At 62.4% G+C, this 11,672-nt stretch carries 8 protein-coding genes and 1 pseudogene; all 9 read right to left on the bottom strand.

Annotated features, from left to right (window positions below; all coding sequences use genetic code 11):
• Positions 1-48: 48 nt before the first annotated feature.
• On the bottom strand, positions 49-852 hold the full coding sequence (hutG, locus tag JN403_RS02530) for an N-formylglutamate deformylase (protein ID WP_205485067.1): 804 nt from the start codon (positions 850-852) through the stop codon (positions 49-51).
• A 13-nt stretch (positions 853-865) separates the two neighbouring features.
• Positions 866-2,071, bottom strand: coding sequence for an imidazolonepropionase (gene hutI, locus JN403_RS02525; protein WP_205485065.1), 1,206 nt, complete (start codon positions 2,069-2,071; stop codon positions 866-868).
• A gap of 172 nt (positions 2,072-2,243) precedes the next feature.
• The gene (locus tag JN403_RS02520) at positions 2,244-3,638 is read right to left on the bottom strand and encodes an amino acid permease (protein WP_205485064.1); all 1,395 of its coding nucleotides are present in this window, start codon (positions 3,636-3,638) and stop codon (positions 2,244-2,246) included.
• A 185-nt stretch (positions 3,639-3,823) separates the two neighbouring features.
• Positions 3,824-5,347 (bottom strand): histidine ammonia-lyase, encoded by a 1,524-nt coding sequence (hutH, locus tag JN403_RS02515; RefSeq protein ID WP_205487211.1) that lies wholly within the window; start codon positions 5,345-5,347, stop codon positions 3,824-3,826.
• A gap of 34 nt (positions 5,348-5,381) precedes the next feature.
• A pseudogene (gene hutH / locus JN403_RS02510) lies at positions 5,382-7,018 on the bottom strand (histidine ammonia-lyase).
• Positions 7,019-7,031: 13 nt separating this feature from the next.
• A complete protein-coding gene (locus JN403_RS02505; RefSeq protein WP_240356787.1) occupies positions 7,032-7,916 on the bottom strand; it encodes a glycine betaine/L-proline ABC transporter ATP-binding protein in 885 nt (294 codons plus the stop codon).
• Entirely contained in the window at positions 7,913-8,764 is an 852-nt protein-coding gene (locus tag JN403_RS02500; RefSeq protein ID WP_074890829.1) for a proline/glycine betaine ABC transporter permease, read from the bottom strand. The genes JN403_RS02505 and JN403_RS02500 overlap by 4 nt, the downstream gene beginning before the upstream one ends.
• 180 nt (positions 8,765-8,944) lie before the next feature.
• The gene (locus JN403_RS02495; RefSeq protein ID WP_205485062.1) at positions 8,945-9,910 is read right to left on the bottom strand and encodes an ABC transporter substrate-binding protein; all 966 of its coding nucleotides are present in this window, start codon (positions 9,908-9,910) and stop codon (positions 8,945-8,947) included.
• 139 nt (positions 9,911-10,049) lie between these two features.
• A complete protein-coding gene (locus tag JN403_RS02490; RefSeq protein WP_205485060.1) occupies positions 10,050-11,519 on the bottom strand; it encodes a cytosine permease in 1,470 nt (489 codons plus the stop codon).
• Between the last annotated feature and the right edge of the window lie 153 nt (positions 11,520-11,672).

Here is an 11,672-nt window from a genome sequence, read left to right as displayed (position 1 = left end):
GTCCGGGGATTGATTCCCACGCAGAGCGTGGGAACTATCATCCGGTGGTTACTTGCCGTACTTCTCCCGCCCCCAGGCGATCATCTCTTCCAACAGCCCTTTCAGCACCACCTGCGTCGGCTCGGCCAGATCCGGGCGGTAGTGGAAGGGCACGAACTCGTCCATGTACGTGCTCTGCGCCAGTTCCAGTTGCACCGCGTGGATGTGGTTGGCCGGGTCGCCGTAGTGGCGGGTGATGTGGCCGCCCTTGAAGCGCCCATTCAGCACATGGCTGTAGTTCTTCGCCGCCGCGCACGCGCTATCCAGACGCCGGGCCAGCGCTTCATCACAACTCGCGCCGTTGAACGTGCCGAGGTTGAAGTCCGGCAGCCGACCGTCAAACAGATGCGGGATGTGCCCGCGAATGGAATGCGCATCGAACAGCAGCGCGTAACCGAAATCCGCGCGCAGGCGCTCTAGCTCGTTGCGCAGCGTGTCGTGGTACGGCGTCCAGATATTCTCCAGATAAGTCGCGCGTTCTTCCTTGCTCGGCGCCAAACCCTCTTTGAACAACGGATCGCCCTCAAACAGCGTCGACGGGAACAACCCGGTGGTCGCGCCGGCGTACAGCGGCGTGTCGTCGGACGGGCGATTGAGGTCGATGACGAAGCGCGAATATTCCGCCGAGAGCACGCTTGCCCCCAGATCAGAAGCAAAGTCATACAGACGCGGAATGTGCCAGTCGGTGTCCGGCAGGCTCACGGCCTCGTCCACCAGACCGTCACGCACGGCGGGCGTCAGGTGCAGTCCCGGGTGCGGCATGCTGATCAACAGCGGTACGCGACCGCGAGTGAAACTCAGAACCTTGTCCACAGTTTTCCCCTGATTAGAGAGTGCGTTCCACGCCATGTCGCACGACGCGTTTGTCCAGATCGCCGCCCAGCCAGTAGGCCAGGTCGGCAGGCCGTTCGATGTGCCAGGCAACGAAATCAGCCGTTTTGCCCAATTCCAGCGAACCATGGGTCTCGGCCATGCCCAGCGCTTGGGCCGCATGAACAGTGGCGCCAGCCAGGGCTTCTTCCGGCGTCATGCGGAACAGCGTGCAGGCCATGTTCAGCATCAGCCGCAGCGACAGGCCCGGCGACGTGCCGGGATTGAGGTCGGTGGAAATGGCGATCTTCACCCCGTGTTTGCGCAGGGCATCCATCGGCGGCAACTGAGTTTCACGCAGGAAGTAGAACGCCCCCGGCAGCAAGACGGCGACCGTGCCTGAGGCCGCCATCGCGATGGCGTCTTCTTCGGTCATGAACTCCAGATGATCAGCCGACAGTGCCTGATAACGCGCCGCCAGGCTCGAGCCGTGCAGCGAGGATAACTGCTCGGCGTGCAGCTTCACTGGCAGGCCCAGTTGGCCGGCGGTGATGAACACCTGCTCGACCTGCGCCGGCGAGAACGCCAGGTATTCGCAGAACGCATCGACCGCATCCACCAGATTCTCCGCCGCCAGCGCGGGCAACATTTCGCTGCAGATATGGGCGATGTAATCATCGGCGCGGTCTTTGTATTCCGGCGGCAGGGCGTGGGCGGCCAGGCATGTGCTGCGCACGGTGACCGGCAGGTTTTCACCCAGTTGGCGAATCACCCGCAGGATCTTGCGTTCGCTGGCGAGGTCCAGGCCGTAGCCGGATTTCATCTCGATCGTGGTCACGCCGTCCCTGAGCAGGTGCAACAAGCGACGCTCGGCGCTGGCGTAGAGTTCTTCTTCACTGGCGGCGCGGGTGGCGCGCACGGTGCTGGCGATACCGCCGCCGGCTGCGGCGATTTCCGCGTAACTGACGCCCTGCAAACGCTGCTCGAACTCGCCGCTGCGGTTACCGCCGAACACGGTGTGCGTGTGGCAGTCGATCAGGCCCGGCGTCACCCATGCGCCGTTCAGGTCGACGCGCTTGACGTCGCCCTGATCCGGCAGCTCGTGCAGAGGACCGATCCAGACGATCTGTGCTGCATCGGTCACGATGGCGGCGTCCTCAATAATCGAGTACGTGCCGTTCGCCATGGTTGCTGCGTGACAGTGGTGCCAGAGCGTTTTCATCGATGCCTCCAAGAGTCCGGTTTTACAACCTGTTTCGGGTATCGCAAGCGTTAAGTGTGGGAGTGAGCTTGCTCACGAAGAGGCGAGTGTGTCCGCCAAATCTCCAACACCTGAACTTCAGTCTTCGCGAGCAAGCTCGCTCACACACGGACCATTCATGACAGCCCATTTATCAGCGGTTTGATGTTGCCTTCCTCAGGTTCCGCTTCGGCTTGACCCATACCCAGTACGCAACCACCAGCAACCCGATCCACACCGCCCCCACCACCAGCGCGGCCTGGCTGTCCGGGAAATAACCCAGCACGCCGAATACGAACACCATGAACAACGTGGCAACGATCGGCGCGACGGGCCAGAACGGCACCGGGAATTTCAGCTGGGCGACTTCTTCTGCGCTCATCGAGCGGCGCATGGCGATCTGCGTGACCAGAATCATCAGCCACACCCAGACCGTCGCGAAGGTCGCGATCGAGGCGATCAGCAGGAACACGTTTTCAGGAATCAGGTAATTCAGCACAACGCCGCAGAGCAGCGCGACGCCCATCACCAGCACGGTCATCCACGGCACGCCTTGGGCGGACAACTGAGCAAAACCCTTGGGCGCCTGACCTTGTGTCGCCAGGCCGTACATCATGCGTCCGGCGCCGAAGATGTCGCTGTTGATCGCCGAAACGGCTGCAGTGATGACTACGATGTTGAGGACGGTGGCGGCGGAGGAAATCCCCAGGTGATCGAAGATCTGGACGAACGGGCTGCCCTGGCTGCCGATCTGCTGCCACGGATACAGGGACATCAGGACGAACAGCGTGAGCACGTAAAACAGCAGAATCCGCAACGGCACCGCGTTGATCGCGCGAGGAATCACGCGCTCCGGGTTGCGCGCTTCGCCGGCGGTGATGCCGATGATTTCGATGCCGCCGAACGCGAACATCACCACGGCCAGCGAGGCCACCAGACCGCCGATGCCGTTGGGCATGAAGCCGCCGTAGGCCCATAGATTGCTCACGCTGCTGACGCCGCCGCCTGAGACCGAGCCGAGGCCGAACAGCATGATGCCGAAGCCGGCGAGGATCATCGCGATGATTGCGCCGACCTTCAGCAGCGACAGCCAGAACTCCGTTTCACCGAACACTTTGACGCTGCACAGGTTGAGCGCGCCGATCAGAAAGACAATGCCGAGCACCCAGATCCAGCGCGGCACTTCGGGAAACCAGAAGCCCATGTAGATGCCGAACGCAGTGACATCGGCCAGGCAGACGATGACCATTTCGAAGGCGTAGGTCCAGCCGAGGACAAACCCTGCGAGCGGACCCAGATACGTGGTGGCGTACTCGCCAAACGAGCCGGAGACCGGGTTGCGCACGGCCATCTCGCCGAGAGCGCGCATGACCATGTAAACCGCAGCGCCGGCGATGATGTACACCAGCAGAACGGCGGGACCGGCCAGTTTGATGGCCGACGCGGAACCGTAGAACAAACCGGTGCCGATGGCCGAGCCCAGCGCCATGAAGCGAATGTGACGCGCGCTGAGCCCGCGTTTCAGATCTGTAGCGTTTTGCGATGTCATTTCACACGTTCCTAGTCTTACTTTTTGCTGCGAAACGAGAGGCTTTTGTAGGAGTGAGCTTGCTCGCGATTGCGGTGTGTCAGACGGCAAATGCGTTTCTGACCTATTGCATCGCGAGCAAGCTCACTCCTACAGGGGGTAACCCCACACTCATTTCAACGACAGGCCATCCTGGCCTGTCCCGATCAGAAGCTCGGCAGCAGGTCAGCAGAAACCAGGTCGCTCAGGCAGTTGGAAGCCAGCAGCTCGATGGCGGCCTCGATATCAGGGGCGAAGAAGCGGTCTTTCTCGTAGAACGGGACTTTGCCGCGCAGCGTGGTGCGGGCGATTTCCAGTTTTTCGGAGGTCTTCAGACCGTTGCGCAAGTCCAGACCCTGACACGCAGCCAGCCATTCTACAGCCAGCACGCCGCGAGTGTTCTCCGCCATTTCCCACAAGCGCTTGCCAGCGGCGGGCGCCATCGACACGTGGTCTTCCTGGTTGGCGGAGGTTGGCAGGCTGTCGACGCTGTGCGGGTGGGACAGCGCCTTGTTTTCACTGGCCAGCGCCGCGGCCGTCACCTGGGCAATCATGAAGCCGGAATTCACGCCGCCGTTGGCCACCAGGAACGGCGGCAGTTGCGACATGTGCTTGTCCATCATCAGCGAGATGCGACGCTCACTCAGCGAGCCGATTTCAGCGATGGCCAAGGCGATGTTGTCGGCCGCCATGGCAACGGGTTCGGCGTGGAAGTTGCCGCCGGAAATCACTTCGCCTTCGGCCGCGAACACCAGCGGGTTGTCCGACACCGCGTTGGATTCGATCGCCAGCACTTCGGCGGCCTGACGCAGTTGGGTCAGGCAGGCGCCCATGACCTGTGGCTGGCAGCGCAGGGAGTAGGGGTCCTGAACCTTGTCGCAGTCGCGGTGAGAGTCGGAGACCTGACTGCCGTCGCCGAGCAGCTCGCGATAGGCGGCAGCCGAGTCGATCTGGCCGCGCTGACCCCGTGCCGCATGAATGCGCGCGTCGAACGGCGCGCGGGAGCCAAGCACCGCCTCAACAGTCAGCGCGCCGCAGCTCAGGGCGCCGGCGAACAGGTCTTCGGCTTCAAACAGGCCGCGCAGCGCGTAGGCCGTCGACACTTGCGTGCCGTTGAGCAGCGCCAGGCCTTCTTTGGCCGCCAGCGTCAGCGGCGTGAGCCCGGCAATCGCCAGCGCTTCCACAGCATTCAGCCATTCGCCCTTGTGGCGCGCCTTGCCTTCGCCCAGCAGCACCAGCGACATGTGCGCCAATGGAGCGAGGTCTCCGGAGGCACCGACCGAACCCTTGAGCGGAATGTGCGGGTAAACCTCGGCGTTGATCAGGGCGATCAGCGCGTCGATGACCTGGCGGCGAATCCCGGAGAAACCCCGGCTCAGGCTGTTGACCTTGAGCACCATGATCAGGCGCACCAGCTCATCGCTGATCGGCCCGCCAACGCCCGCAGCGTGAGACAGCACCAGCGAACGCTGCAGGTTCTCGAGGTCGGCGCTGGCAATGCGCGTCGACGCCAGCAGGCCGAAACCGGTGTTGATGCCGTAGGCGGTGCGGTTCTCCGCGAGGATCTGCTCGACGCAGGCCACGCTGTCTTCAATCTGCCGATTGGCGCTGGCGTCGAGGGTCAGCGTAACCGGCCGCTGATAAATCGCGCGCAACTGGGCGAGGCTCAATTGGCCGGGGATCAGATTCAGCGGGGTCGCCTGTTGGGTGTCGGTCACGATGCTGCTACTCCTGAATGGATATCGGTCGTCTGCGCTGAACCGGCTCCTGCCTGTCCTGCGCGGGGGCGCTTGCGCTGCGACCGTTGTTGTCGGTGTCGGGGTGAGCCTGCGCCGCGTAATCGCGGCAGCGCTGGAATACGGTTTCCAATGATTCTTCGTTCTTCAGCAGGGTCACGCTGCTGGCGATGTCCGGGGCCAGCCAGCGGTCTTCGTCGTAGGCCGGCACGCGCTCGCGCAGCAGACGCCACGCCGCTTCAGTGCCGACGCCAAAGCGCGGGCCCTTGAAGAACTCGAACGCCTGGGCGGCCAGCAAATACTCGATCGCGAGGATCTGCGTCACGTTTTCCAGCACCTTGTGCAGCTTCAAGGCGGCGCTGGTGCCCATGCTCAGATGATCCTCCTGCAGGCCGGACGTCACGTAGTTATCAATGACCGCCGGTTGTGCCAGCTGGCGGTTTTCCGCGCACAACGAGGCGGCGACGTATTGGGTGATCATCATCCCGGAATTGACCCCCGGCTGGCTGACCAGAAACGCCGGAAGCCCGCTGACCGTCGGGTTGATCAAACGGTCCAGCCGTCGCTCGGCAATCGAGCCCAGTTCGGCCATGGCGATCGCCAGCAAGTCAGCGGCCATCGCCACGGACTGGCCGTGTGGGTTGGCCTGGGAAACCACGCGATACGCCTCGGGCGTGCCGAGCAGCAGCGGGTTGTCGGTGGCGGAATTCAGCTCGATCTCGATCTGCCGTGTGGCGTGGGCCAGCTGGTCGCGGGTGGCGCCGTGGACCTGCGGAATAGAGCGGATGCTCAAGGCGTCCTGGGTGCGGATACCCTGACTGTTGGCGAGCACTTCACTGCCGGCGAGCAGGCCGCGCAGGTTTTTGCCGACCTGCTGCATGCCGGGGTGCGGCTTGAGCGCGATGATGGTTTCGTCGAAAGCGTCGAGCTGGCCGCGCAGGCCCTCGAAGGTCATGGCGCTGATCACGTCAGCCCACTGCATCAGGCGATTCACGTCGGCGACGGCCAGGCAACTGAGGCCGGTCATGCACGGCGTGCCGTTGACCAGACACAACCCGTCTTTTGCGCCAAGCTCCACCGGCGACAGGCCTTCTTCGCTGAGCGCCTGCAACGCCGACATCACCTGCCCGCGATAGCTGACCTGATCCACGCCGAGCAGCGCGACGCCGATGTGCGCCATGTGCGTGAGGTAACCCACCGAACCCTGGGACGGCACTTGGGGGTGATGCGTCGATTGAGCAGGGTGAGCAAGGCCTCGACCACCTGACGATGAATCCCGGACTTGCCTTGGCTGTAGTTGATGATCGCGGCGCAGGTGATCGCGCGGGTCTGCTCGTCCGGTAACGCCGGGCCAACGCCGCAAGCATGGCTGAGCAGGGTATTGCGCGACAGTCGGCCCAGTTGCTCGCCCGCCAGCGATACATTGCACAAGGCGCCGAGGCCGGTGTTCACGCCATAGGCGCGTTCGCCGCTGGCAACGATGCGCTGCACAATCGCCTGGGCGTTGTCGATCCGCGCCCAGGCGGCTTCCGACAACGAAAGCGTCGCGCCATGACGGGCAACCGCGGTCACATCCCGCCAGCTGAGCGGGCCTTCGCCGATGATGATCTGTTCTGCTCGCGACATGACCACAGCGTCCTTAGAGAGTCGCCACGCGCCGCTGCACGAAACGATCAACGTAATCGTCGGCAGGCGAGTAGAGGATTTCCTTCGGCGTGCCAACCTGAATCAGCCGGCCGTCCTTGAGGATCGCAATGCGATTGCCGATGCGCACGGCTTCGTCGAGGTCGTGGGTGATGAACACGATGGTTTTCTTCAGGCTCGATTGCAGCTCCAGCAACTGGTCCTGCATCTCTGCGCGGATCAGCGGGTCGAGGGCGCTGAACGCTTCATCCATCAGGATGATGTCGGTGTCAGCCGCCAACGCCCGGGCCAGGCCAACACGCTGACGCATGCCGCCGGAAAGCTGATGCGGGTACTTTTTCTCGTAGCCCTTCAGCCCCACCGTGGTGATCCAGTGCTGCGCGCGCTCGGCGCATTGCGCTTTGCTTTCGCCACGAACGGTCAGGCCGTAGGCGACGTTGTCGATCACGGTCTTGTGCGGCAGCAGGCCGAAGCTCTGGAACACCATGCTGATCTTGTGCCGACGGAAGTTGCGCAGCGCTTCCATGTCGTAGGTCAGGATGTTCTCGCCATCGACCAGAATCTCGCCGCTGGTAGGGTCGATCAGACGATTGAAGTGGCGCACCAGGGTCGATTTGCCGGAGCCGGACAGGCCCATGATCACGAAAATCTCGCCGCTGGAAATGGACAGCGACAGGTCGTTCACGCCGACCACGCAACCGGTCTGCGCGAGTACCTGATCCTTGCTCTGGTTGTTCTGAACCATGGCCAATGCATCTTTGGCGCGGTTGCCGAAGATCTTGTACACGTTCTTGACGACGATTTTGCCGTCCGTGCTATCTGGACTGCCCGTGCCAAGCGGATTGCCCGAGCTCGCTGGATTGATAGTCTCGACGCTCATTTGTTCGCCTCATGCCGTGGGCGGCCGTAGGCCTGCGTGATGCGGTCGATCACGACCGCCAGAATGACGATGGCCAGGCCCGCTTCCAGGCCGCGTCCGACGTTGAGGGTCTGGATGCCGACCAGCACGTCTTCGCCCAGGCCGCGCGCACCGATCATCGAGGCGATCACCACCATCGACAGCGCCATCATCGTGGTCTGGTTGATCCCGGCCATGATGCTCGGCAGGGCCAGCGGCAGTTGCACGCCAAACAGTTGTTGCCAGCGGTTGGCGCCGAATGCGTTGATCGCTTCCATGACTTCGCCATCCACCTGACGAATGCCCAGATCGGTCAGGCGAATCAGTGGCGGCGCGGCGTAGATGACCGTGGCGAAGATCGCCGGGACCTTGCCAAGACCAAACAGCATCAGCACCGGAATCAGGTACACGAAGCTGGGCATGGTCTGCATGATGTCCAGCAGCGGCATCAGCACCGAACGCAGGCGATTGCTGCGCGCTGACAGAATGCCGAGGGGTATGCCGATGATCACCGAGATCAGCGTGGCGACCAGCATCAGGGCCAGGGTCTGCATCAGCTTGTCCCACAGGCCTACGGCTCCGACCAGAAACAGCAGGCCGACGATGACGACTGTGGTGGTGATCTTGCGGGTCGCGTGCCAGGCGATCAGGCCGACGATGGCCAGCAGCAGCCACCACGGCGCAACGCGCAGCAGACCTTCGAGCTTAACGATGGCCCACAGCAGCGTGTCGGAGATGTGCCGGAACACGTCGCCGTAGTTGGTGACCAGCTTATCGACCCAGTCATTGACCCAGTCGGCGATGGAGAACGTGAAGCTTTCGGGGAACATAGGTTTTCTCGATCAAGTAGGTGGTACTGATTCCTGTAGGAGTGACCGGGGTGGCGCTCCACCTTACTCGCGATAGCAATTTGTCAGCCACCAACGATGGTGGGTGTGCCGACGTCATCGCGAGCAAGCTCACTCCTACAGGTTCGGTGTACCGCCGTAGCGCGGCACCCGGATCAAGGTTTACAGCGAAGCATCCACCTTCTTCGCCGCATCCTCGCTCACCCACTGATGCCACACTTCCGGGTGTTCCTTGAGGAAGATCTTCGCCAGCTTCGGCGACTCGATGCGCTCCTTGGTCATGCGCGCCAGGTTCTGGTTGAGCAGGTCGATCGGGATATTGACCTTTTCCATCACTGCCACCAGTTCAGGCGCCTGCTCGTGGAACGCCTTGGACAGGCCGACCTTGATCTCGATGGTCTTGTCCACGCCGGCTTTTTCTTCCAGACGCACCATGTCCACCTGGCCCATCAGCGGCGTTGGCGACCAGTAGTAAGCCAGGATCGGCTCGCCACGCTTGTAGCTGGACAGAATCGCCGCATCCAGCGCCGGTCCGGTGCCTGGGCGGAAGTTGGTGTACTTGCTTTCCAGGCCATAGCTTTTCAGCATCTCGCTGTTTTCCAGCTCGCAGGTCCAGCCAGCCGGGCAGTTATAGAAGCGGCCTTTCTCCGGCTCTTCAGCGTCCTTGAAAAGTGCCGAGTATTTGCCCAGATCGGCGATGGACTTCAGGTCCGGTGCCTTGGCTTCCAGCTTGCGCTTGGCGTCGCCTTCGATCACGTAACGCGGCACGTACCAGCCTTCCACCGCGCCCTTCACTGGCGCGCCGACACCGACCACTTTGCCGGCGGCTTCAGCCTTGTTCCAGACTTCGCTGCGGCCTACCCACTCTTCGGCAAACACCTGAATGTCATTGGTGCTCAGGGCGTTTTCCATGGTGATGGAGTTGCCCGGCAGGCTGTCCGTTTCGCAGCCATAGCCCTTGTTCAGCACAACTTGCAGCACATCGGTCAGCAGCATTGCGCTTTCCCAGTTCAGACCGGCGAATTTCACCGGTTTGCCGGACTCGCACCATCCCGCAGCCTGACTGGCGCCACTGGCGAGCACGCCCGCGGTGAGCAACGTGGATAGCAGGGCCTTTTTCGTGTTCATTGAGTGACGCTCCGGTCTTGTAGTGGATGACGGCAGTAGCGAAAACAGACGGCTTCCAGCCAAGGGGAGAGGCACTTGTCGGCCTTTTCCCGCTTCTCTCTCCAGCATGCCCCCTGCAACAGACGTGCATGACGAACGGTCAGTTCACCTCGACGTGCGCAGGAGCAACGGTGCCGCTTGCGGGAGACGCGTTTTGCTCCGTTGGCAGGATCAAACGATCGACCACGTTGCCCGGCCACATCTTCGCCGCCACGTAGTACAGCACAGCCGGCACGATGAGACCGATGATCCATGAGATGTCAGTGTCATCGAGGCTCGCCACCAGTGGGCCGGTGTAGAAATGCGTGGAGATGAACGGCATTTGAATCAGCACGCCCAACACGTATATCCCGATGCCCATCCCGTTCCAGCGGCCATAGCGACCGTTCGGGTCCGACAGCGCCGGGATGTCGTAGCGCTCTTTGGTGATGCAGTAGAAATCCACCAGATTGATCGCGCTCCACGGCGTGAAGAACGCCAGGAGAAACAGGATGAACGCCGAGAAGTCCTTGAGGAACGAGTCCTTGCCCAGCAGCGCCAGGGCCGTGGCGATGCCGACCATGGCGAAGATGTACGTCAGCCGCAGCGCGCTGGAGATGTGCCGGTTGCCGCGAAAGCCGCTGACGATGGTGGCAATGGACATGAAGCTGCCGTAGGCGTTGAGCGTGGTGATGGTCACCTTGCCGAACGCGATGCTGAAATACAGCGCTGCCGCGACTGCGCCGGTCCCGCCAAGGCCGACGATAAACGAGACCTCGTGATGAGCGAAATTTTTGCCCGCCAGTGCCGCCGCGAACACGCCGAAGACCATGGACGCCTGCGCGCCGATCACCGAACCCAGGCCCACCGCCCAGAACGTTTTGCCGGCGGATGTGCTGCGCGGCAGGTAGCGGGAGTAGTCCGCGACATAAGGGCCAAAGGCAATCTGCCAGGACGCCGACAACGAGATCGCCAGCAGGAAGCTGCTCAGCGAGAAATGCTTGTTGCCCAGCAGAGCGCCGACGTCGTTGCCTGCCAGCAGCGCAGCGAACAGGTAAACGAAGGCGATCACGCCGATGAGGCTGGCGACCCGGCCGATCATGTGGATGACCCGGTAGCCGAGAATGGTCAGTACCACGATGGCGGCGGCGAAGATCACCACGCCCTGCCAGTCCGGCACGTTGATCAGTTGCGCCACCGCTTGCCCTGCGAGCAACGAGCCGCTGGCGGAAAAGCCGATGTACATCAGGCACACCAGCACCAGCGGAATCACCGCGCCGTAGACGCCAAATTGCACCCGGCTGGAAATCATCTGCGGCAGACCGAGCTTCGGGCCCTGCGCCGCATGCAGCGCCATGACGCCACCGCCGATGAGCTGACCGATGAACAACCCGATCAGCGACCAGAACACATCGCCGCCCAGCACCACGGCTAGCGCCCCGGTGACGATCGCGGTGATCTGCAGGTTGGCGCCCAGCCAGAGGGTGAACTGGCTGAACAGACGCCCGTGTCGTTCGGCATCAGGGATGTAATCGATCGAACGCCGCTCGATCACGGAAGCAGGTGCAGCACGATCATCTGGAATAGCCATTGCGAAGATCCCCAAGACGGTTTTGGAAGCTCTAGTCGTCAGGCACATTTCTGCGCGGACCTGTGGGAGCGAGCTTGCTCGCGAAGGGGCCGGTACATCCGCAGCATCAACTGCGTCTGAGATTCAGTCTTCGCGAGCAAGCTCGCTCCCACA

The sequence above is a fragment of the Pseudomonas sp. 15A4 genome, from assembly GCF_016925575.1.
Lineage (GTDB): Bacteria > Pseudomonadota > Gammaproteobacteria > Pseudomonadales > Pseudomonadaceae > Aquipseudomonas.
The sequence above is the reverse complement of the archived record's forward strand: the minus strand, read 5'-3'. Positions and strand labels throughout refer to the sequence as shown.